General features: G+C 66.9%; 20 protein-coding genes. 13 read left to right on the forward strand and 7 right to left on the reverse strand.

Features of this window, described 5'->3' with window-relative positions:
- Positions 1 to 3: 3 nt before the first annotated feature.
- Entirely contained in the window at positions 4 to 2,490 is a 2,487-nt protein-coding gene (gene hrpB / locus KUV81_RS16190) for an ATP-dependent helicase HrpB (RefSeq protein WP_222544932.1), read from the reverse strand.
- A gap of 112 nt (positions 2,491 to 2,602) precedes the next feature.
- On the opposite strand from hrpB, the gene thpR reads away from it, so the two are divergent.
- The 3 genes from thpR (at position 2,603) to KUV81_RS16205 (ending at position 5,067) form a co-directional block, all read left to right on the forward strand.
- Positions 2,603 to 3,145: an RNA 2',3'-cyclic phosphodiesterase gene (gene thpR, locus KUV81_RS16195; protein WP_222544933.1), complete on the forward strand. Its 543-nt coding sequence runs from the start codon at positions 2,603 to 2,605 to the stop codon at positions 3,143 to 3,145.
- Positions 3,146 to 3,271: 126 nt separating this feature from the next.
- Positions 3,272 to 4,426: a hypothetical protein gene (locus tag KUV81_RS16200; RefSeq protein WP_222544934.1), complete on the forward strand. Its 1,155-nt coding sequence runs from the start codon at positions 3,272 to 3,274 to the stop codon at positions 4,424 to 4,426.
- The gene (locus KUV81_RS16205; RefSeq protein ID WP_222544935.1) at positions 4,423 to 5,067 is read left to right on the forward strand and encodes a hypothetical protein; all 645 of its coding nucleotides are present in this window, start codon (positions 4,423 to 4,425) and stop codon (positions 5,065 to 5,067) included. Before KUV81_RS16200 ends, KUV81_RS16205 begins: the two co-directional genes overlap by 4 nt.
- A gap of 12 nt (positions 5,068 to 5,079) precedes the next feature.
- Here the strand turns inward: KUV81_RS16205 and KUV81_RS16210 are convergent, their stop codons facing one another.
- Positions 5,080 to 6,003 carry a LysR family transcriptional regulator gene (locus KUV81_RS16210; protein WP_222544936.1) on the reverse strand — a complete coding sequence of 308 codons (924 nt, stop codon included), beginning with the start codon at positions 6,001 to 6,003 and terminating at the stop codon, positions 5,080 to 5,082.
- 110 nt (positions 6,004 to 6,113) lie between these two features.
- On the opposite strand from KUV81_RS16210, the gene KUV81_RS16215 reads away from it, so the two are divergent.
- Positions 6,114 to 6,404, forward strand: a complete 291-nt coding sequence (locus KUV81_RS16215) for a putative quinol monooxygenase (protein WP_222544937.1) — start codon at positions 6,114 to 6,116, stop codon at positions 6,402 to 6,404.
- A 102-nt stretch (positions 6,405 to 6,506) separates the two neighbouring features.
- Here the strand turns inward: KUV81_RS16215 and pepB are convergent, their stop codons facing one another.
- Positions 6,507 to 7,784 carry an aminopeptidase PepB gene (gene pepB, locus KUV81_RS16220; protein ID WP_222544938.1) on the reverse strand — a complete coding sequence of 426 codons (1,278 nt, stop codon included), beginning with the start codon at positions 7,782 to 7,784 and terminating at the stop codon, positions 6,507 to 6,509.
- 96 nt (positions 7,785 to 7,880) lie between these two features.
- On the opposite strand from pepB, the gene sfsA reads away from it, so the two are divergent.
- From sfsA to panD, 8 genes are all read left to right on the forward strand, one after another.
- On the forward strand, positions 7,881 to 8,588 hold the full coding sequence (gene sfsA / locus KUV81_RS16225; protein ID WP_222544939.1) for a DNA/RNA nuclease SfsA: 708 nt from the start codon (positions 7,881 to 7,883) through the stop codon (positions 8,586 to 8,588).
- Positions 8,589 to 8,760: 172 nt separating this feature from the next.
- Positions 8,761 to 9,207: an RNA polymerase-binding protein DksA gene (dksA, locus tag KUV81_RS16230; RefSeq protein ID WP_222544940.1), complete on the forward strand. Its 447-nt coding sequence runs from the start codon at positions 8,761 to 8,763 to the stop codon at positions 9,205 to 9,207.
- 43 nt (positions 9,208 to 9,250) lie between these two features.
- Positions 9,251 to 10,129: a tRNA glutamyl-Q(34) synthetase GluQRS gene (gene gluQRS / locus KUV81_RS16235; RefSeq protein ID WP_222544941.1), complete on the forward strand. Its 879-nt coding sequence runs from the start codon at positions 9,251 to 9,253 to the stop codon at positions 10,127 to 10,129.
- A 121-nt stretch (positions 10,130 to 10,250) separates the two neighbouring features.
- Positions 10,251 to 11,600 (forward strand): polynucleotide adenylyltransferase PcnB, encoded by a 1,350-nt coding sequence (gene pcnB, locus KUV81_RS16240; RefSeq protein WP_222544942.1) that lies wholly within the window; start codon positions 10,251 to 10,253, stop codon positions 11,598 to 11,600.
- Positions 11,597 to 12,073 (forward strand): 2-amino-4-hydroxy-6-hydroxymethyldihydropteridine diphosphokinase, encoded by a 477-nt coding sequence (folK, locus tag KUV81_RS16245; protein ID WP_222544943.1) that lies wholly within the window; start codon positions 11,597 to 11,599, stop codon positions 12,071 to 12,073. Before pcnB ends, folK begins: the two co-directional genes overlap by 4 nt.
- Before the next feature lie 116 nt (positions 12,074 to 12,189).
- Positions 12,190 to 12,984 carry a 3-methyl-2-oxobutanoate hydroxymethyltransferase gene (gene panB, locus KUV81_RS16250; protein WP_222544944.1) on the forward strand — a complete coding sequence of 265 codons (795 nt, stop codon included), beginning with the start codon at positions 12,190 to 12,192 and terminating at the stop codon, positions 12,982 to 12,984.
- A 23-nt stretch (positions 12,985 to 13,007) separates the two neighbouring features.
- Positions 13,008 to 13,865: a pantoate--beta-alanine ligase gene (gene panC, locus KUV81_RS16255; protein ID WP_222544945.1), complete on the forward strand. Its 858-nt coding sequence runs from the start codon at positions 13,008 to 13,010 to the stop codon at positions 13,863 to 13,865.
- 62 nt (positions 13,866 to 13,927) lie between these two features.
- Entirely contained in the window at positions 13,928 to 14,308 is a 381-nt protein-coding gene (panD, locus tag KUV81_RS16260) for an aspartate 1-decarboxylase (RefSeq protein WP_222544946.1), read from the forward strand.
- 82 nt (positions 14,309 to 14,390) lie between these two features.
- Here the strand turns inward: panD and KUV81_RS16265 are convergent, their stop codons facing one another.
- The 4 genes from KUV81_RS16265 to KUV81_RS16280 form a co-directional block, all read right to left on the reverse strand.
- Positions 14,391 to 14,894, reverse strand: a complete 504-nt coding sequence (locus KUV81_RS16265) for a hypothetical protein (RefSeq protein WP_222544947.1) — start codon at positions 14,892 to 14,894, stop codon at positions 14,391 to 14,393.
- Positions 14,895 to 15,232: 338 nt separating this feature from the next.
- Positions 15,233 to 15,898: a tRNA (guanine(46)-N(7))-methyltransferase TrmB gene (locus tag KUV81_RS16270; protein ID WP_222544948.1), complete on the reverse strand. Its 666-nt coding sequence runs from the start codon at positions 15,896 to 15,898 to the stop codon at positions 15,233 to 15,235.
- On the reverse strand, positions 15,898 to 16,668 hold the full coding sequence (locus KUV81_RS16275; RefSeq protein WP_222544949.1) for an ABC transporter permease: 771 nt from the start codon (positions 16,666 to 16,668) through the stop codon (positions 15,898 to 15,900). Before KUV81_RS16275 ends, KUV81_RS16270 begins: the two co-directional genes overlap by 1 nt.
- Positions 16,665 to 17,603, reverse strand: coding sequence for an ABC transporter ATP-binding protein (locus KUV81_RS16280; RefSeq protein ID WP_222544950.1), 939 nt, complete (start codon positions 17,601 to 17,603; stop codon positions 16,665 to 16,667). The genes KUV81_RS16275 and KUV81_RS16280 overlap by 4 nt, the downstream gene beginning before the upstream one ends.
- 183 nt (positions 17,604 to 17,786) lie before the next feature.
- Between KUV81_RS16280 and KUV81_RS16285 the strand changes: the two genes are divergently transcribed.
- A complete protein-coding gene (locus KUV81_RS16285; RefSeq protein ID WP_222544951.1) occupies positions 17,787 to 20,918 on the forward strand; it encodes a BACON domain-containing protein in 3,132 nt (1,043 codons plus the stop codon).
- Positions 20,919 to 21,009: the final 91 nt, after the last annotated feature.

Consider the following 21,009-nt stretch of genomic DNA (forward strand, 5'->3'; position numbering starts at 1 on the left):
TCGTCAATTCTGCTGCGGCAGGTGCCGCTTGGTTTTGCGGGTGGGCAGGGTGTTGGCCGGATCGTCCGGCCACAGGTGCTTGGGATAGCGCCCCCGCATCTCTTTTTTCACCTCGCTCCAGGCCCCCTGCCAGAAGGCGGCCAGATCCTGGGTGATCTGGATGGGGCGGCGGGCCGGGGAGAGCAGCTCCAGGGTCACCGGCAGGGCCCCCCGGGCCAGGCGCGGGGTGTCGCTCTGGCCGTAGATCTCCTGCACGCGAACGGCCAGCTTGACCCCGTCGTCGTGGTAATGCAACGCCAGGCGGCTGCCGGTGGGCACCGTCAGGCTCTCCGGCAGCTCCCGATTAAGCAGCCCCTGCTGCTCCCAGGGCACCAAATCCAGCAGGATCTGGTAGAGATCCAGCTTGGCCAGCTGGCCAAACTTGGTCAGGCCATTGAGGTAGGGCCCGAGCCAGTCCGCCAGGGTGGCCCGCAGGGGCTCGTCGCCCAGATCCGGCCAGGGGCTGTCACTCAGGTGGCGCCGGGCCAGGGCCACACGGGCCTGAAGCGCCCGGGCACGATCGCTCCAGGGCAGGCTCTGGAGCCCCCGGCGGGCCACCTCCCCCAGCAGGGCATCGCGGTAATCCTCGTCGGTGAGATCCGACAGCCGTGCCCGGGCCACCACCAGGGCGCCCACCCGGGTCTGGCGCTCCGCCTTGAGGGCGCCGCTTTTGGCGTCCAGTCCGGCGTGGCGGGCCGTCTGGAACAGCTGGGGCTGAACGCGCTCCAGCGCCGCCAGGTCCAGCTCCGCCGCCAGGTGGATGCGAGCGTCCCCCTGGCCGGCCCGCTCGTTCAGGCTCGCCACCACCAGGTAGGGGGCGGCGCAGAGGGGATCCGCCTCCTCCAGCAAGGCCCCCGCGCCGTTGGCCAGCACGAAGCGGTGGCCGCTGCCGCCACGGTTCTGGGCGATGCGGTCGGGGAACGCCAGGGCCAGCAGCCAGCCGGCCTCGCTGTGGTGAGCGCTGCGCTCGGCGTGACCGCCCTTAAGCTGGCGCCACCACTTGTCCGCCATCTGCTTGTGTCGCCCCCGTCGCGCCGCTTCCAGGCGACGGCCCAGATCGGCGCCGAGGTCTTTGCCCCGCAGCGGGTCCCCCTCCTCCAGCAGCGCCGCCAGTTCGCAGGCCAGGCGTAAGGTGCCCGCCTCGCCGTCAGCGCGTTCCAGCTCCGCCGCCTTGACCAGCATGTGGCCCAGCCGGGGATCCGCCCCCAGGGCGTGCACCCGCTGACCCAGCGCCGTGATGCGCCCATCCTCGGCCACCAGCTCCAGCTGCCGAAGCAGTTGTCGGGCCCGCTGGACGGCGCCCTCCGGCGGTGGGCTCAGCCAGGCCAGCTCGCTCACCTCGGTGCTGCCCCAGGCCGCCAGCTCCAGCACCAGGCTCAGCAGATCGGCGCGCTGGATCTCCGGCACCTCCGACTCCGCCAGCCCCTGCTGCATCGCCTCGCTCCACAGCCGCACGCAGTGACCCGGCATCAGGCGCCCGGCCCGGCCGGCGCGCTGGGCGGCGGAGGATTGGCTGATCCGGGCCAGCTCCAGACGGGTCTGGCCGGTGCGCAGGTTGAGGCTGGCCCGACGCTGGTAGCCGGCGTCCACCACCACGGAGATCCCGTCGATGGTCAGGCTCGACTCCGCCAGGTTGGTGGCCAGCACCACCTTGCGCCGCCCGGTCTCGGGCACCGCCACCGCCCGGTCCTGCTCGGCGGGGCTCAGCTGGCCGTAGAGGGGACAGAGATCCACCTCGGGCCCCACCCGCTCCGCCAGCTGGGCCTGGGCCGCGCGGATCTCCCCCATGCCGGGCAGGAACACCAAAAGGTTGCCCTCCCGGCTGGCCAGCAATCGGATCACCTGGGCCACCAGGGCGCCCAGCCAGGGTTGGCCCTGGGGCACCGGGGCGTACTCCAGCGACACCGGGAAGCTGCGCCCCTCACTCTCCAGGTAGGCCGCCTCCGGCATCAGCTGGGCCAGGGGCTGGCCCTGCAAGGTGGCGGACATCAGCATCAGGGTGAGATCGTCCCGCAGGCCTCCCTGCACCTCCAGCGCCAGGGCCAGGGCCAGATCCGTGGCCAGGTGGCGCTCGTGCACCTCGTCAAACAGGATCAGGCCGACGCCGGTCAGCTCCGGGTCCGCCTGGATCAGCCGGGTCAGCACCCCCTCGGTCACCACCTCCAGCCGGGTCTCGCGACTCACCTGGGTTTCGCCGCGCACCCGCAGGCCCACTTGCTGACCCACCCGCTCCCCCAGCTGCTTGGCCAGGTAGCGGGCGATCATCCGCGCCGCCAGGCGCCGGGGCTCCAGCAGCAGGATCTTGCCCTGCACCTCGGGCCAGGAAAGCAGCGCCAGCGGCAGGGCGGTGGACTTCCCCGCACCCGTGGGGGCGCGCAGGATCAACTGATTGTGTCCGGTGAGTTTTTCACGGATGCTGGGGAACAGATCCTGGACTGGCAGTGTCGACAACTCCGAGACTCTCTCAAAACGTGGGGGGGATAATCGGGGCCCTAGTGTACTGCCCACCCCCGGGCAGGCCAAGTTTGGGCCGGGAACGTCATCGCAGCACAAGGAGGCCTCTATGGCGGAGCGGATGTTTTTCTCCGTCCCCCTGGACCGCATTACCCAGCTGGAGCTGATCCGGCTGCAGGCCCAACTGGGCGTCACCCTGGGTGGCCGTGCCCGAGTGGTCCCCGCGGCCAACTTCCACCTGACCCTGGCTTTTCTCGGCCCGGTGACCCAGGGCCAGCGCCTGGCCCTGCTGCAGCGCTGGCAGGCCCTGTCGGTGCCCGAGGTGAGCCTGACCCTGGATGGCCTGGCCTACTGGCCGCGCTCCGGGGTGGTCTGCCTGACCGCCAAGCAAACCCCCATCGCCCTGGCGGAGTTGGCCAACGCCCTGCGCCAGGACGCCAGCGGCCACCAACTGCACCAGAGCCAGCGCGGTTTCCGCCCCCATGTGTCGCTGTTTCGCGGGGTGGAGCGCCTGGAGGGGGACCTGCCCGAGATTGCCCCCATCAGCTTTAGCGTCCGCGAGGTGGACCTGATGGTCTCGGTGTTCGAGGGCAAGGGGGTCAGCTACCAGAGCGTTAAGCGCTGGGGGCCCCATCTGAGCTCCGTCACCTGAGCCGATACCGCCACTGCGCGGTTTTGTGATCCCGCCACCGACCGCCATTCAAAAGCGTGAACGCTCACAATGCACTCAAAGGCGTAATTTTTTAGACTGCGCGTCCCTTATCCCGGACCCTTCCCTATGCGCACCCTTCTGTTTGCGACGGCCAGCCTGTTGGCCGCCAGCCTGCCCCTGTCCGCCAGCGCGGTGGATCTGACCGAAAAAGGCCTGACCGAGATCCTCACCGCCGAGGAGCTCAAGCAGGTGTTTGCCGATCGCGGCCCCAATGGCGACCCGAAAGACCTCATTGGCCGGGGGCTCAATCGGGTTTCCGGCGATCCGCTGCTGCGCTGCATCACCGACACCGATCTGGTGCTGCTGCCCAACAACGGCGGCACCCTGGGCAGCCTGTACCCCACCAATGCCGCCGCTTTGGCCGGCACTTTGGAGGACAGCGTCCAGGGCCATGAGGCGCAAGCAACCCGGGTGCGCCAGTTCGCCTACGGCATCGAGGCGATCCAAGAGGGCACCTCGGTGGTGGGGTACCGTGCCCAGCGCACCGAGCAATGGGGCAACGCCACCTTCACCCGGATGCACGACAGCGCGGTGCGTTGGGCGGCCCACGACTCCGAGGCCAGTAAGCTCAACTTCCGCAGCGCCTGTGGCGATGCCCACATCCACAGCGTGCAGCAGGGCTACGCCTGGTACTACTCCCTCAATGTGCTGTCCGACAGCCACAGCCGGGACGAGCGCCGTGCCCTGCGCCAGGCGATCCTCAGTGCCCTGGCCAGCGACAGCGCCGAGGCGATCCGGGCCCTGGTCAACGACAACCCCGGCTACCGCTTCGAGGTGCAGATGCTGCGCCTGGGCGTCAACGGCCCCATGAGCGAACCCACCCTGGAGGGGCTCTACCACTTTCTCAAGGGCAATGGCGGCGCGCTGAGCGGCGATGCGCTGCTGACCCAGGCCAACAGCCACTACTTCCAGGTCGAAGGGACCGCCCAACAGCACAGCTACTGGGACCAGTACCTGGATTACCGTCCCGCCCGGGAGAACGCCTCTCGCTGGGAGACGATGGTGCGCGTGTTCCATCCCCGCCACTGCGGCCAGGGGGGCCAGGCTCCGGCGGCCCTGTGCGAGGAGACCGAACAGATGGCCTACCGGATGAGCGAGCAGTTTTGCGCCCTGACGGATCAGTGGGACCAGTGCCTCTCCCCCTACGAGCCCGCCTGCACCCTGCCCAGCGGTGCCCCCTGTGACGCCATCCAGAACCTGAGCCCGGAGGAGGCCCAATGATCACCCCACGCCTCACCCTCCCCCGCTTCACTCTGGCCCTCGCCGGGGCCCTGCTGCTGACCGCCTGCGGCAGCGACCAGGCCGCGGATCCGACCCCGCCGACGGTGCAGTACTGGCTCCAGGAGGGCGCCGAGCGCCCCAACTTTGTCCACTTCAGCGACGGCGGTCGTCAGCTCCACCTGCAACGGTTCAGCGGCGGCCACCTGTGCAGCCTCGACAGCGTCACCACAGAAGATTTCATCCTTATCGGTGATCCGCAGCAGGAGGAGCGCGTCCAGCTGGAATACTCCGGCCCGGACGGCGAGCCGGTCGAAGGCGTCTTTGTGCGAACCGAACAGGATCCCCAGGGGCTCTTCCCGCCCTGCGACACCCTGAACGCCTATAACGGCCTCTACGAGGTGCTCTCGCCCCTGGCCCACTTCGACTACTGGCAGGTCTCGCTGCCAGAGGCCACCGGCTACCGCTACCTGGCGGCCCAAGGCTGCTACCAGGCGGAGCCCATCGAGCATTGGGTTCGGGAGGCCACCTGGCACACCACCGCCGGCCCCGGACTGTCGGTCACCCACCCGCACGACGGCGCCCAGCAACGCAGTGAGCTGCGCTTTCGCGCCGCCGCCCCCGATCTGCCCCTGTGCCCCTGAAGGCGGGGCAGCTCAGTCCGGCAGCAGGTTCCGCGCTTTAAGCTGGGCCAGGGTCTGCTGACAGCGGGCCTGGAAGGCGTCCCGCAGCAGCCGGGCGGCGGGGGTGATGGAGTGACGGCTGGGAAACACCAGCCACAGCTCGGTGCCCTTGGGCCGGTAGTCCGGCATCAGGGGTACCAGGCGCCCCGCCAGCAGATCCTCGGCCAGATCCAGGCAGGATTTCACCGCCAGGCCGTGGCCCGCCACGCACCAGCGACGCACCAGATCGCCGTCGTTGGCGGCCCGGTTGCTGCGCATCCGCACCCGATGGGTGCTGCCCCCGTGCTGGAACTCCCAGAGATCGTTGAGCCGGTCGTAGAGCTGGTAAAGCAGGCCATTGTGGCTGGCCAGCTGCTCCGGGGTGGTGGGGGTGCCGTGGGCCTCGAGGTAATCGGGGCTGGCGCAGAGCAGCCGGGGCACGTCACAGAGTTTGAAGCCGTAGAGGCTGGCGTCGTTGGGGGCGCCGTAACGCAGCGCCATGTCCACCCCATCCCGGTAGAAATCCACCTTGCTGTCACTGAAGTGGGCCCGCAGGGAGAGGTTGGGGTGCTCGGCCATCACCGCATCGAGCCAACTGGCCACCCGGTTGCGCCCCAGGTCCGAGCTGAGCGCCAGGCGCAGCTCGCCATCCACCACGTCCAGCTCCTCCCGCATGGTCTGCCGGGCCTGGGCCAGCAGACGCAGCGCCTGCTCGCACTGGGGCAGGTAGCGCTCCCCCGCCTTGGAGAGGCGCAGCTGCCGGGTGGTGCGGATAAAGAGCTCCGCCCCCAAAGCGGCCTCCACCCGTTTGACCGCCGCACTGGCGGTGCCGGTGCGCAGATCCAGGCTGACGGCGGCGGCGGTGATGCTGCGACACTCCGCCACCTTGAGCACCACCTGGAGATCCTCCAACTGCATATTGTCCACCAATTTTGGAAAATGATTCTTCCATTATGGCGTTTCCGGCCGGGCTAACAACGTCTAATCTGTGTCCCCGTTAACCGACATTCACTCGTGAGGAGACACCCATGGCGAACCTGACCATCGTGGCCAACATCATTGCCAAAGCCGACCGCATCGACCTGGTGAAAGCCGAGCTGCAGAAGCTCATCGACCCCACCCGCGCCGAAGCCGGCTGCGTCCAGTACGATCTGCACCAGGACAACGACAACCCGGCCCACTTCCTGTTCTTCGAGAACTGGACCAGCCGCGCGCTGTGGCAGGACCACATGGCCAACCAGCACCTCAAGGACTACCTGGCCGCCACCGAGGGCGCTGTGGAGCAGTTCACCGTTAACGAGATGACCCAGATCGGCTGAGTCTCGCCGCCCTAGAGGCCTTCCAAAACACGAAAAGCCCCCAAATCGGGGGCTTTATCTGTCCAGCGGACTCACCGCGGGACGTTGGACGCCGGACTGACGTCAGGCTTTAAGCAGCAGGTTGGCGATGGTCAGCATCCCCAGGCCCGTGGCGCCTTCGGCGTTCATGCCATCGGCGCTGTCGGCGTAGCTGCCGGCCAGGTCGAGGTGCAGCCAGCCCTTGGGCGGAGTGCCGGCGAAGCGGCTCAAAAAGCCCGCGGCGTTGGAGGCGCCACCGGCGCCGCCGCCCTTGACCGCCCGGCTGTTGGCGGTGTCGGCAAAGGCGGAGGGGCACTTGTCGGCGTGGAAGGGCTCCAGCGGCAGGCGCCACAGCCCCTCGTCCACCTCGGCGGCGGCGTCCAGGGCGTCCTCGGCGGCCTCGTCATCCAGGCTGAACAGGGCGTTGTAGTCCGATCCCAGGGCGGCCACCGCGGCGCCGGTCAGGGTGGCGGCGTCGATGATCCGCTCCGCCCCGGCCTCGTTGGCGGCCATCAGGCCATCGGCCAGCACCAGGCGCCCTTCGGCGTCGGTGTTGACGATCTCCACGCTGGTGCCGTTCTTGTAATGGAGGATGTCCCCCAGCTTGTAGGCGTGGCCGGAGATCAGGTTCTCGGCGCAGCAGAGGAACAGCTTGACCCGCTTATCCAGGCCGCGGGCGATGGCCAGCTTGAGGGCCGCAGACACCGTGGCCGCGCCCCCCATGTCGCACTTCATCGCCACCATGCCGGCGCTGGGCTTGATGCTGTAGCCGCCGGAGTCGAAGGTGATCCCCTTGCCCACCAGGGCCACGCTCACCGGGGCGTCGTGGTCACCGGTGGGGTTGTAGTCCAGCTCCAGCAGCACCGGTGGACGCTCGGAACCGCGGCCGACGGCGTGGATCCCCACCCAGCCGGCGGCCAGCAGGGCGTCACCGACGATCTGACGGGTGGTGATGTGCTCGGGGGCCAGGCCGGATAGGCGCTCGGCCACCTCGTCCGCCAGCACCTCGGGGCTCAGGGCCTCCGGAGTGGCGTTGGTCAGATCCTTCAGGAAGGCCTGGGCCTGGCGCTGGGCGTCCAGCTGGTCAGCGTGGGAGGCCCACTGGATCTCGCCGGCCTCCTTGGCGGTGCCGAAGCCGCAGGCGAAGCGCCACTGCAGGATGGGGTTCCACTCCTCACCGGTCAGGGCGACCTGGCGGATCCCCTGGTTGGTGATCTGGCGGGCCGCGGCCTGCACCTGGCGGAACAGATCGCCTTCACCCAGGTGGATGCGGGCGGTGTCGCCGTCGAAACTCACCTTGGCGTTGCCCCAGGCGGTGGGGGCCGCCTCAGTATCCAGCACCACCTTAATGCGATCAGTCATTGACGATGTCCTTTTCTTCTTCGTATTAATGTGGGCCACAGTGTACCAGAGGATCCGCCGGGCGGCGTTTGCCCGGCCAAAAAGTCACGGAGCCCCATGAAGTTTTCGCCCCCCCTGCAATCCGCCACCCTGATCAAACGCTACAAGCGCTTCCTGGCCGACGTGCGCCTGGAGGACGGCAGCGAGACCACCCTGCACTGCCCCAACACCGGCGCCATGACCGGCTGCGCCGAGCCCGGCTGGCGGGTGTGGTATTCCGACTCCGGCAACCCCAAGCGCAAGTACCCCTGCACCTGGGAGCTGGTGGAGAACGACCAGGGCCATCGCATCAGCGTCAACACCGGTCGGGCCAACGCCCTGGCGGAGGCGGGGATCCGCGCCGGCCTGCTGCCCAGCCTGGCCGCCGACGCCGAGATCCGACGGGAGGTGAAGTACGGCAGCGAAAACAGCCGCATCGACCTCTTGCTCACCGGGAATGATCTGATAAGTTGCTATATCGAAGTAAAAAATGTCACTTTGCTCGGCGACCAGGGTCAGGGCCATTTCCCCGACGCGGTCACCACAAGAGGCCAGAAGCACCTGCGGGAGCTGATGGAGATGGTCCAACAGGGCCACCGGGCCGTACTGCTGTTTATGGTGGCCCATACCGGGATTGAGCGAGTCAGCCCGGCGCAGCACATCGATCCGGAGTACGCCCGGTTGTGCCGTGAGGCGGTGGCGGCCGGGGTGGAGATCCTGGCCCTGGGCTGTGACATCGACGAGACGGGGATCCGCCCCAGCCGGCCCCTAAACGTCAACCTTTAGAAAACAACTGCTAAACTTGGCCGCCAACATAAAGAGTGATATATCGCACTGTCGACCGGTCCTAGTTAGCAATATGGCTCGCAGGGAATTGCGCAAACGGGATCCATCTGATATAGATAGCGCCCCATTCTGAGGATCGCCTCTCGTTTGACAGAGTAACAGGAGACGCCTAATGCCGCAGGGCAAAGCGAAAAAGATAGGTGTATTGGCCTACGCCAACGTGGAACCTTACCGGGAAGAGCCTGGTGAGGAGTACATGAACGAGAAGCAGCTGGCTCACTTCAAGACCATCCTCGAAGCCTGGCGCAACCAGCTGCGTGAAGAAGTGGACCGCACCGTGCACCACATGCAGGACGAAGCCGCCAACTTCCCGGATCCTGTGGACCGCGCCGCCCAGGAAGAGGAGTTCAGCCTCGAGCTGCGCACCCGCGACCGTGAGCGTAAGCTGATCAAGAAGATCGAGAAGACGCTGATCAAGGTCCAGGAAGACGACTTCGGCTTCTGCGACTCCTGCGGTGTCGAAATCGGCATCCGCCGCCTGGAAGCGCGTCCCACCGCGGACCTCTGCATCGACTGCAAGACGCTGGCCGAGATCAAGGAAAAACAGCTGGTTGGTTAAACCAGACTGACAACGGGAGGCACAGCCTCCCGTTTTTGTTGGTATGAGCTCTTCCTACATCGGGCGCTTTGCGCCCTCCCCCTCCGGCCCGCTCCACTTTGGCTCCCTGATCGCCGCCGTCGGCAGCTACCTGCGCGCCCGCGCCCAGGACGGCCAGTGGCTGGTGCGGATGGAGGACATCGATCCGCCCCGGGAGATGCCCGGCGCCGCGGACCGCATCCTGCGCACCCTGACGGCCCACGGCCTGCACTGGGACGGCGAGGTGCTCTTCCAGAGCCAGCGCGCCGAGCGCTACGACGCCATCCTGGATCGCCTGGCTAAGCAGGGCCAAAGCTACCCCTGCAACTGTACCCGCAAGCGCATCAAGTCCGTCGGTGGCCTCTACGATGGCCACTGCCGCCAGACACCGCCCTCTGAGGGCCCGGTGGCCCTGCGTCTGCACAACCGATTGGCGGTCCAGCATTTCGACGACGCTTTGCTCGGCCCCATCGACACCGACGCCCCCTTCGCCGGCGAGGATTTCATCCTCAAGCGCCGGGACGGCCTCTACGCCTACCAGCTGGCGGTGGTGGTGGACGATCACGACCAGGGGATCACCGAGGTGGTACGGGGCAACGACCTGCTGGAGGCCACGGTGCGCCAGTTGACCCTGTTCGGTCAGCTCGGCTGGGCGCCGCCAACCTACCTGCACCTGCCCCTGGCGGTGTGGGCGGACGGCAACAAGCTCTCCAAACAGAACCACGCCCCGGCCCTGGACGACGCCACCCCCAGCGCCAACCTGCTGCGGGCGCTGCGCTTTCTGGGCCAGACCTCCGACCCCGATTGGGCCGACCTGCCCCCCCAGGCGCTGCTCGAACAGGCGGTGTCTGGATTCCGACTCGAGGCGATTTCCCGGCAACGGAGTCTGCCAGCGCCGCTTTAACGGCTTATCATTTAATCAACCTTGGTATATCATGGCGCGCCATAATCCGACCGCTCCGCCCGGAGCCGGTGCGCCCACAGCGAACACGACGAGGTGTCCCATTCTTAAGCGCCTGACGACAATGGCCAAACGCCTGATCGGCGGCCGTTCCAGCGCGGCTGAGCTCAAGCCCACGCTTGAGGTCATCCCTCGCAAAGCCCACCGCATCTCCCGCAACGACATCAGCGACAATGCCCTCAAGGTGCTGTACCGGCTGAATAAGGCGGGCTACGAGGCCTACCTGGTGGGCGGCGGTGTGCGCGACCTGCTGCTGCACCACCAGCCCAAAGATTTCGACGTGGCCACCAACGCCACCCCGGAGCAGATCCGCAAGCTGTTCCGCAACTGCCGCCTGGTGGGGCGCCGGTTCCGCCTGGCCCACATCCTGTTTGGCCGTGACATCATCGAGGTGGCAACCCTGCGGGGCCACCACGTGGAGACCAGCGACAAGCACAGCCGCCAGGACGACAGCGGTCGACTGCTGCGGGACAACGTCTACGGCTCCATCGACGAGGACGCCGAGCGTCGCGACTTCACCGTCAACGGCCTCTACTACGACATCTCCGACTACAGCGTGCGGGACTACTTCGGTGGCATGGCGGATCTCAAGGCCCGTCGCCTGCGCCTGATTGGCGATCCCGAGACCCGCTACCGGGAAGATCCGGTGCGGATGCTGCGGGCGGTGCGCTTCGCCACCAAGCTGGAGTTCTCCATCGACAAGGCCACCGGTCAGCCGATCCACAAGCTGGGCGAGCTGCTGTCGGACATCCCGCCGGCCCGGCTGTTCGAGGAGTCCCTCAAGCTGTTCCTGGCGGGCAAGGCGCTGGACAACTTCCGCCTGATGCGCGAGTACGGCCTCTTCGCCCCCATGTACCCGATGCAGGCCAAGCTGCTGGAGCGGGACGACAGCGGCAAGGCCCTGGCACTCATCGAAGCGATGATGAAGAACACCGATCAACGGGTGGCGGCGGACAAGCCGGTGACCCCCGCCTTCATCTACGCCGCCATGCTGTGGTACGTGGTGGAGGAGCTGGCCGCCAAGAAGCGGGACAAGGGGATGGCGGAATACGACGCCCTCACCGCCGCTGCCGGCGACGCCATCAGCAAACAGAGCAAGACCGTCTCCCTGCCGCGGCGCTTCACCACCCCGGCGATGGAGATCTGGCAGCTGCAGGGCCGCCTGGAGAAGCGCTCCGGCAGCCGGGCATTCCGCCTCTACGAACACCCCCGCTTCCGCGCCGCCTACGACTTCCTGCTGCTGCGGGCCGAGGCCGAGGGCGGCGAGCTGGTGGAGCTGGCCCGCTGGTGGACCCAGTTCCAGGACACCGACGACCAGGGCCGCCGCCAGATGGTGCGCGCCCTGGGCAGTGACGGCAACCGCCGTCGCCGTCGCCCCCGCCGTCGCAAGCCCCAGGCCAAGGCCGCCCAGTGAGCCGCGCCTTCGTTGCCCTGGGCAGCAACCTGCACGACCCCCAGAACCAACTGCGCCAGGCGTTCGACGCCCTGGCGCAGCTGCCGGACACCACCCTGGTGGCCCACTCCAGCCTCTATCGCAGCCCGCCCATGGCGGGGATGGACCAGCCGGAGTACCTCAACGCGGTGGCCGCCCTGGACACCGCCCTGGCGCCCCTGGCCCTGCTCGACGCCCTGCAGGGCATTGAGAACGCCCAGGGCCGCGAGCGCGAGCTGCGCTGGGGGGCCCGCACCCTGGATCTCGATCTGCTGATCTACGGCGACCAAGCCTTTGAAAGCGAACGGCTCACCCTGCCCCACTACGGGCTGGCTGAGCGGGCCTTCGTGCTGATCCCCCTGTTCGAGCTGGCCCCGGATCTGGTGCTGCCGGACGGCCGTCAGCTCACCACCCTGCTGGCCCAGTGCCCGCCCCAGCCGCTGTTTCGGCTGTAACGCCCCGTCGTAACCCCCGCGACACAATTTTGCCCTGCGTTTGCAACCTTGAACGTTGAATCCCCCTGCCAGTTGTCATATAACGGCATCTCTTTGGGCAGTAGAGCTTCAACACTATGGATAAGATCACCACGTCCACCCTGGCCAAGTACAAGCGCGAGGGCCATAAGTTCGCCGCGCTGACCGCCTACGACGCCAGCTTCGCCGCCGCCTTTGCCGAGCAGGGCGTGCCGGTGCTGCTCATCGGCGACAGCCTGGGCATGGTGCTTAAGGGGGACGAGGACACCCTCAAGGTGAGCGTGGAGGAGATCGCCTACCACACCCGCGCCGTCCACACCGGTGCCCCCAGCGCCCTGGTGATCGCCGACATGCCCTTTATGAGCTACGCCACCCCGGAGCAGGCCTACGCCAACGCCGCCACCCTGATGCGCGCCGGCGCCCAGATGGTCAAGCTGGAGGGGGGCGACTGGCTGCTGGAGACGGTGCGCGGTCTGACCCAGCGCAGCGTGCCGGTGTGCGCCCACCTGGGCCTCACCCCCCAGTCGGTGCACGTATTTGGCGGCTTCAAGGTGCAGGGGCGCTCCGAGGAGGCCGGCCAGGCGATACTCGACCAGGCCCTGCGTCTGCAGGAAGCCGGTGCGGCGCTGCTGGTGCTGGAGTGCGTGCCCACCGAGCTGGCCCGCACCATCAGCCAGGCGCTGACCATCCCGGTGATCGGCATCGGGGCCGGCCCCCACACCGACGGCCAGATCCTGGTGATGCACGATCTGCTGGGGATCACCTCCGGCTACATCCCCAAGTTCGCCAAGAACTACCTCACCGCCACCGGCAACATCCAGGCAGCGGTGGCGGCCTACGTCGAAGAGGTGGCCCACGGCCGCTTCCCCGGTCCGGAACACAGCTTTAACTGAGCCCGGTTGGCCTAGGAGTCGTTATGCAAACCCTGTCCGATCCCCATCGCCTGCATCAGCTGGTGAACCAGTGGCGCCTGGCCGGCGAACGGGTGGCCTTCGTGCCCACCATGGGCAACCTGCACGATGGTCACATCGAGCTGGTGCACCAGGCCCGGGCCCGGGCGGACCGGGTGGTGGCCAGCATCTTCGTCAACCCGATGCAGTTCGGCGCCGGCGAAGACCTGGACGCCTACCCCCGCACCCTGGACGCCGACAAGACCCGGTTGTTCGACGCCGGCTGCGATCTGCTGTTCACCCCCGAGGTGAGCCTGCTCTACCCCGCCGGCCTGGGTCAACAAACCTACGTCGAGGTGCCCGGGCTGTCGGATCTGCACTGCGGGGCCAGCCGTCCCGGCCACTTTCGCGGCGTCACCACCATCGTCTGCAAGCTGTTCAACCTGGTGCAGCCGGACATCGCCTGCTTCGGCCAGAAGGATTACCAGCAGTTGGCGGTGATCCGCGCCATGGTGCGCGACCTCAACATGCCGGTGGAGGTGATTGGCATCCCCACGGTGCGCGAGGCCGACGGCCTGGCGATGAGCTCCCGCAACGGTTACCTCACCAAAAGTGAGCGCTCGCTCGCCCCCGAGCTCAAGCGCACCCTGGACATCACCGCCCAGGCGATCCCGGAGCTGGGGCTCGAGCAGCGGGCCGAGCTGGAGCAGCAGGCCGAGCAGCGCCTGGCCGACCGGGGCTTCGAACCGGACTTTTTCCGTATCTGTCAGGCCCATACCCTGGCCCCGGCCCAACCCGGTGACACCGAGCTGGTGATCCTGGCGGCGGCCCAGCTGGGCAGGGCCCGACTCATCGACAATCTGCAGGTGGATCTGCCGCACTGATTTGGTCATAATCCGGCGTTTCACAAATGCGACACAACTCACACAACAGGAAGTCACCGCCTATGCAACGCATCATGCTGAAGGGGAAACTGCACCAGGCCCGGGTTACCCACGCCGAGCTGGAATACGAAGGTTCCTGCGCCATCGATCAGGATCTGCTGGATGCCGCCGGGATCCTGGAGTACGAGAAGATCGAGATCTACAACATCGACAACGGTGAGCGCTTCAGCACCTACGCCATCAGCGGCGAGCGGGGCTCCAAGATCATCTCCGTCAACGGCGCCGCCGCCCACAAGGCCAGCCCCAAGGACCGGGTGATCATCTGCGCCTACATGGTGATGGACGAAGAGGCCGCCAAGGACCACAAGCCCCAGCTGGTCTACCTGAACGAGACCAACGACATCAAGGGCACCGCCAACGTCATCCCCACCCAGGCGGCCTGACCTCCGCTTGCTAAGAAAAAGGCCCCGTAATGGGGCCTTTTTTGTGCGCCGAACTGAACATCGGCCACCGGGTAAACTGAGCTTAGAACGCGATGGCGATATCCCAGAACAGGGTGGGCTTGCCAATCTTGTACTCCCGGCTGCCGTTCTCCTCCAGGTAGTCCACCTGGGGGAAGATGGCGAAACCGACGGAAAAGCGGCCGTAGCTGAACTCCAGCTTGGGGGCCACCACCGGCAACCACTTGCGATCGGTGCCCTGGAAGACCTCGTCCTGGTACTCCGCCACGGTGCGGTTGGCCACCCCCAGCACGATGCCGCCGGCGATGTAGTCGTTGAAGGGGTAGTTCCAGCTCCAGGTGAGGGTGCCCATGTCGTTGTCGAAGCTGTCTCTGAGGTAGCTCACGCCCACCTGGCAGTACCAGCTGGCGCTGCCGTGGCACTGGTTGATGCGGTAGTAGTAACCGATCCCTTTGTGGTTTTCGTTGTAGGCGGGAGAGTCCTCGAAAGGCTCGTCCTCCAGGTGATAGGACCAGCCCCCCAGGCGGATCTGGTGGCGCCACTGCTCGGCGTGAACGGGAGCGCTCAACACTCCCGCCAGCAGGATGATCAACAGGCCGGCTTTTCCCCCCAAGACACACCCCCAAACCTCAGACAAGCCACCAAAATGCGTGGCCGGAATGGATGAGTGTAGTCAACCGAAAGGGGGGACGCTGGCTAGCTTACCGCGTACCACAGGGCTCCGTGGCTGGCCATCACCAGCCCCATCCCGAGCAGGATGATGGCCCATTTGTGCTGTCCCCTAGTCATGACTCTCTCCCGATGGATACGGCGTTCCAGTCATTGCTTAGGCCAGAATCGTGCCAAGAAAAAAGGGCTTAGGGATCATGGCCTTGCCAATGCCAGCTTAGCCGAAACCGGGAAAAATCACGACTTTTTAGTGAGATCGCACACCAGACGATGCAGCGGCTGGCCCGATTCGCCGTATTTGCGCTCAAAAGGGGTCAGGGGCGCGGCGTCCGGCAAAGGCGCGAACTCCCCCTTATGCCCGGCCAGGGCCAGGGCCGCCTGGAACTCCTCCAGGTAGAGCCGCCAGTTGGAGCGCAGCTCCAGTTGCCCCCCCAGCGCCAGCAGGGAGGGGAACAGGGGGCCACCGTGCCAGCGCCGCTGCAGGTGGGACGACTTGGGCCAGGGGTTGGGGTAGAGCAGGTAGTGGTGGGTCGGCGCCCAGCCGTCTGCCACCATCAGCCGCCACAGGTCGTTGAGGTTGCCCCGCACCACCCGGTAGTTGTCCGACTCCGCCTTGTAGTGGTCGTGCTTCTCCACCCGGGCCGCCGACTTGTCCAGCCCCAGCACGATCGCCTCCGGATGGCGGCGGGCCAGGTTGGCGGTGCTCTCCCCCACCCCGCAGCAGGAGTCCAGCACCAGGGGGCGGCCGTCCGCCTCCTTCCAGGCCTTGAGCGCATCAAACAGCGCCAGGCTGTGGTCGGCGTAGGGGGCCCGGAAGGGGTGCGCCAGGTGGCGCCGGACGGTGCTCTCCAGGTTGTCGTGCAGCCCGGTCTGGTTGGACTCGATGATGCGTGAGTTGCCCATCAGCTGCGCAGCCCGATGCCCTTGTCCACCAGGCGGTAGGCCACGGCGAACAGCACGGCGATAAAGGCCGCCAGCACCCCCAGGGACATCCCCAGGGAGACGTCACTGACCCCCAGGAAGCCGTAGCGGAAGGCGTTGATGGTGTAGACCACCGGGTTGAGCTGGGACACCCCCTGCCAGAAATCCGGCAACAGGCTGATGGAGTAGAACACCCCGCCCAGGTAGGTCAGCGGCGTCAGCACGAAGGTGGGGATGATGCTGATGTCGTCGAAGGTTTTGGCGAACACCGCGTTGATGAGCCCCCCCAGGGCGAACACCACGGAGGTCATCAGCAGGGTGATGATCAGCACCGGCAGGTTGTGGATCTGCAGGTCGACAAAGCCCAGGGCCACCACGGTGACGATGGCGCCGACGCAGAGGCCGCGGGACACGCCGCCGGCCACGTAGCCGAGGATGATCAGCACATTGGGCACCGGGGCCACCAGCAGCTCCTCGATGTTGCGCTGGAACTTGGCGCTGAAGAAGGAGCTAGCGACGTTGGCGTAGGAGTTGGTGATCACCGACATCATGATGAGGCCGGGCATGATGAACTCCATGTAGCTGAAGCCTCCCATCTGGCCGATGCGGCTGCCGATGAGGTTGCCGAAGATCAGGAAGTAGAGGGTCATGGTGATCGCCGGCGGCACCAGGGTCTGCACCCAGATCCGGGTAAAGCGGTTGATCTCCTTGCGCACCAGGGAGGTGAAGGCGATCCAGTAGGGGTGACTCATGCCTGGGCCTCCTGACGTCCGTTCTCCACCAGGGAGACAAAGAGCTCCTCCAGGCGGTTGGCCTTGTTGCGCATGGAGAGCACGGTGATCCCCTGGGCGCTCAGCTGGGCGAACAGGCCATTGAGCCCCACCGCCTTCTCCACGTCCACCTCCAGGGTGTGATCGTCCAGCCGACGGCTGACAAAGCCCTCCAGGGTGGCCGGCACGCTGCCCGGCTCCAGATCCAGCACGAAGGTCTCCACCGTCAGCTTGGCCAGCAGCGCCTTCATGGTGGTGCACTCCACCAGCTCCCCCTTGTCGATGATGCCGATGTTGCGACACAGCATCTCCGCCTCTTCCAGGTAGTGGGTGGTGAGGATGATGGTGACCCCCTGCTCGTTGATCTCCTTGAGGAAGGTCCACATGGAGCGGCGGATCTCGATGTCCACCCCGGCGGTGGGCTCATCGAGGATCAGCAGCTTGGGCTCGTGCATCAGGGCCCGGGCGATCATCAGCCGGCGCTTCATGCCGCCGGACAGCTCCCGGGCCCGGGCGTCGCGCTTGCCCCACAGGTCCAGCTGAGTCAGGTACTTCTGTGCCCGCACCAGGGCTTCGCCCCGGGGCACCCCGTAGTAACCGGCCTGGTTGACCACGATCTGCAGCACCGTCTCGAACTGGTTGAAGTTGAACTCCTGGGGCACCAGGCCGATGCAGCGTTTGGCGGCGTTGAGCTCGCCGTCGATGCTGTGGCCAAACACGGACACCTGACCCGCGGACTTGTTCACCAGGGCGCTGATCACCCCGATGGTGGTGGACTTGCCGGCGCCATTGGGGCCCAACAGGGCGAAGAAGTCCCCGGCCTCCACTTCCAGATCGATCCCCTTCAGGGCCTCGACCCCGCCGGGGTAGGTTTTGCGCAGGGACTGGATCCGCAGTGCGCGCCCATCTTGATTCATGCATTACTCCAATACGGCTAGGGGGATCATTATAGGTACCCCCCTGCCAAGAAAAAACGGCATGGCGCATAGGGACTTGTGAAAAAAGCGAGGCAAAGCGTTCGATTTTCCCCCGTCGGCGTCCGGCGCCATCGCCTATGGTTGCTATTCGTCCCGTCGCATGTGAGCCAGGAGGTCAGGGGTATGGCTTGGTTAGGACGTTGTGCGGTCTTGCTTTTCGCCCTGGTGGCGCCGGCGGCGCTGGGTTACCAGTTGATGTGGTCCGAAACCGCCGACCGGGCCAGTCCCCAGCCCCTCGACGGGCCCACGGTCTCCGGCAACATCTACGTCTTTGTCGACCAGGACGACGGCCTGGAGCAGGTGCGCTTCTTTATCGATGGCACTTTGGTGCAGACCGAGAACAACGCCCCCTGGGACCTGGGCGGCACCGAGTCCAACAAGGACTCCCGCCCCTACAGCACCACCGGCCTCAACGACGGCCCCCACGTGGTGACCGCCACCCTCTTCCCCACCAGCGGGGATCCCATCGAGCTCTCCGGCAGCATCGTGGTGGACAACGACACCCCGTCGCTGCTGGTGGATCCCACCACGGTAAGCCTCAACGCCCCGCCCGGGGCCACCACCTCGACCACCCTGGCGCTGTCCGCCTCGGACAACGAGGCGGTGAGCTTCACCTCGGCGGAGAACGCCGGCTGGCTGAGCATCAGCCCCAGTACCGGCACCACCCCCGCCACCCTCACCCTGGAGGTCAACACCCTGGGGCTGAGCCCCGGCCCCTACCAGACCCAGCTGAGCCTTAGCGCCGACGGCTACGCCTCGGCCTCGGTGACCATCAGCCTGAGCGTGGCCAACGACAGTGACGACGCCCGCCAGCTGCACCTGGCCTGGGACCAGGGCCCGGACACCATCACCGCCCTTTGGCAGACCGACAACGACGGCACCGCCTCCCAGCTGCAGTACCGCGTCAGCGGCACCACCAGCTGGCAGGACGCCTTCGGCAGCGTGCGCCACACCACCGAGGAGGGGATCTTCCACGAGGTCAGCTTCTCCGGCCTCAGCGCCGACACCGACTACGACTACCGGGTGCGGATCCGCCCCGGGGTGTTCAGCCAGGTCTACCAGACCCGCAGCGCCCCGGCAGTGGGCCAGAGCTGGGACCTCATCTACTTCGCCGACACCGGCCTGCTGGGCCGCGACGACGGGCTGGGCACCGGGGTGCAGGCCAGCATCGATGCGATGAACGCCCTGGATCCCGACCTGTTGCTGCCCGGCGGCGATCTCATCTACTTCAACAGCGATCGCCGCTACGAGACCCTGGATCGCAGCATCGACGCCTGGTTCAACCAGATGGTCTCCATGGCGCCGCGGATCCCCATGATGCCCACCTGGGGCAACCACGAGGTGCTGCTGGGTGAGGACTACGACACCTGGGCCGCCCGCTTCGCCACCCCCAGCGGCTGGGAGGGCAGCCGGATGTACGCCTTCGACGTGGCCGACGTGCACTTCATCTCGGTGTACGGCCTGCGGGAGAACGACGGCATGCCGGACGAGGCCCTCGCCTGGCTCACCAACCACCTGGCGGACGTGGCCGACGACGGCTACCGCTGGATCGTCGCCTACTTCCACGCCGCCCCCTTCTCCGACGGCAGCAACCACCCCAGCGCCAAGGCCCTGCGGGACCAGGTGGGCCCCATCTTCGAGCAGTACGGGGTCAAGCTGGTGCTGACCTCCCACGACCAGTCCTACGAGCGCACCTTCCCCCTGGTGGACGTGCCCAAGAACAACACCCCCACCACCACGGCCCTGGACTGCTACACCCGCAGCGAAGGGGTCAGCTGGGTCAAGGTCAGTCCGGCGGGCAAGCTGTCCAACCGCAACAAGGACTTCTCCGAGTGGAACAACGATCCGCCCCCCTACTGGACGGCGATGCGGGACAACACCGCCCACCACGTCGGCCGGGTGACCTTCACCGCCGACGGGGAGATGCAGGTGGAGATCTACAGCGTCGAGGACGGTCAGGACCCCTGGATCATCGACCGCTTCAAGTACGCCGACACCTGTGACGGCAGCGGCCTGTCCGCCAGCCCCAGCAGCCTGACCCGCCAGCTGGAGCCGGATCAGACCACCAGCGCCGACCTACAGATCAACCAGGCCGGCGGCGGCAACATCAGCCTCAGCGAGTCGGTGGACTGGCTGAGCCTTTCCGCCACCAGCGGCACCGCGCCGCTCAGCCTCAGCGTCGAGTTCGACGCCACGGGTTTGGGGGCGGGCAGCTACGCCACCGACATCCTGGTCACCGGCACCGACGGGGCCCGGCTCAGCGTGCCGGTGCTGCTGCAGGTGAGCACCGATGACTACCAACTGCTGCTCTCCGGCAATGCCCAGCGCAGCGGCGCCGTGGCCCTGCAGGATCAAACCGTCACCGGCGACATCTACGTCTTTGTCGCCCCCGAGGCGGGGATCAACTCCGCCACCTTCTTCCTGGGCCAGGGCACCCTGAGCCAGGTCAAACGGGAGGGGGTGGCGCCCTATGATCTGGGCGGCACCGCCGGCAACCGCGACGCTCTGCCGTTCGACACCACCGAGCTGGCCGATGGCCTCTACCAGATGCGGGTGGATCTCAACCTCGACAGCGGCAGCGTCTCCCGGTTCGCCAGCTTCACCGTGGCCAACGACGGCGCCCCACCGCCGCCCCCGGTGGGTTTGAGCTTCAGCCCCGACAGCCTGGCCCTGACCCTGGTCGAAGGGGACAGCGGCAGCCTGAACACCACCTTGAGCGCCGGCGAGTCCACCTCGGTGAGCCTTTCCGAGAGCGCCAGCTGGCTGACGGTGAGCCCGGACAGTGGCCAAACCCCCTTGGCGCTGACCCTGAATCTCGACAGCAGTGGCCTGAGCCCCGGCAGCTACAGCACCACGGTCACCGCCAGCGGCGGGGGCAGCAGCGCCACGGCCACGGTGCAGCTGACGGTGCAAAGCGCCAGCAGCGACAGCGGTATCTGGCTCTCCGCCAGCCCGGATCGCAGCAGTCCGGTGGCCCTGGACGGCCAGAGCGTCAGCGGCGACATCTACGTCTTTATCCTGCCGGAGTCCGGCCCGGACCAGGTGCGTTTCTACCTGGATGACCCGGCCCGCAACGACGTGGTGAAGGTGGAGAACTACGCCCCCTGGGATCTGGGCGGCACCGGTGGCGGCTCCCGCCCCGCCCTGCCCTTTAACGCCGATGCCCTGGGCGCCGGCGAGCACCTGCTGTCGGTGGAGGTGCAAAGCGGCGGCAGCATCGAGGTGCTGGAGGCCCGCTTCACCGTCCTCCCCTGAGCGACGAGGCGGCCGGATACACCGGCCGCCCCTTTCCTCGGTAAAACCGTTGCAAAACAATCCCCTCCCTGCGAAGTTGAGCAAAACTTGA

It is taken from the genome of Ferrimonas balearica (assembly GCF_019802085.1).
GTDB classification, from domain to species: Bacteria; Pseudomonadota; Gammaproteobacteria; order Enterobacterales; family Shewanellaceae; genus Ferrimonas; species Ferrimonas balearica_B.

Coding starts and splice junctions, on each gene's coding strand:
- sfsA (WP_222544939.1), top strand. CDS start 7,881: ATGAAGTTTTCGCCCCCCCTGCAATCCGCCACCCTGATCAAACGCTAC.
- KUV81_RS16285 (WP_222544951.1), top strand. CDS start 17,787: ATGGCTTGGTTAGGACGTTGTGCGGTCTTGCTTTTCGCCCTGGTGGCG.
- dksA (WP_222544940.1), top strand. CDS start 8,761: ATGCCGCAGGGCAAAGCGAAAAAGATAGGTGTATTGGCCTACGCCAAC.
- panC (WP_222544945.1), top strand. CDS start 13,008: ATGCAAACCCTGTCCGATCCCCATCGCCTGCATCAGCTGGTGAACCAG.
- panB (WP_222544944.1), top strand. CDS start 12,190: ATGGATAAGATCACCACGTCCACCCTGGCCAAGTACAAGCGCGAGGGC.
- KUV81_RS16270 (WP_222544948.1), bottom strand. CDS start 15,898: ATGGGCAACTCACGCATCATCGAGTCCAACCAGACCGGGCTGCACGAC.
- KUV81_RS16275 (WP_222544949.1), bottom strand. CDS start 16,668: ATGAGTCACCCCTACTGGATCGCCTTCACCTCCCTGGTGCGCAAGGAG.
- gluQRS (WP_222544941.1), top strand. CDS start 9,251: ATGAGCTCTTCCTACATCGGGCGCTTTGCGCCCTCCCCCTCCGGCCCG.
- KUV81_RS16210 (WP_222544936.1), bottom strand. CDS start 6,003: ATGCAGTTGGAGGATCTCCAGGTGGTGCTCAAGGTGGCGGAGTGTCGC.
- KUV81_RS16200 (WP_222544934.1), top strand. CDS start 3,272: ATGCGCACCCTTCTGTTTGCGACGGCCAGCCTGTTGGCCGCCAGCCTG.
- thpR (WP_222544933.1), top strand. CDS start 2,603: ATGGCGGAGCGGATGTTTTTCTCCGTCCCCCTGGACCGCATTACCCAG.
- KUV81_RS16280 (WP_222544950.1), bottom strand. CDS start 17,603: ATGAATCAAGATGGGCGCGCACTGCGGATCCAGTCCCTGCGCAAAACC.
- KUV81_RS16215 (WP_222544937.1), top strand. CDS start 6,114: ATGGCGAACCTGACCATCGTGGCCAACATCATTGCCAAAGCCGACCGC.
- pepB (WP_222544938.1), bottom strand. CDS start 7,784: ATGACTGATCGCATTAAGGTGGTGCTGGATACTGAGGCGGCCCCCACC.
- KUV81_RS16205 (WP_222544935.1), top strand. CDS start 4,423: ATGATCACCCCACGCCTCACCCTCCCCCGCTTCACTCTGGCCCTCGCC.
- panD (WP_222544946.1), top strand. CDS start 13,928: ATGCAACGCATCATGCTGAAGGGGAAACTGCACCAGGCCCGGGTTACC.
- pcnB (WP_222544942.1), top strand. CDS start 10,251: ATGGCCAAACGCCTGATCGGCGGCCGTTCCAGCGCGGCTGAGCTCAAG.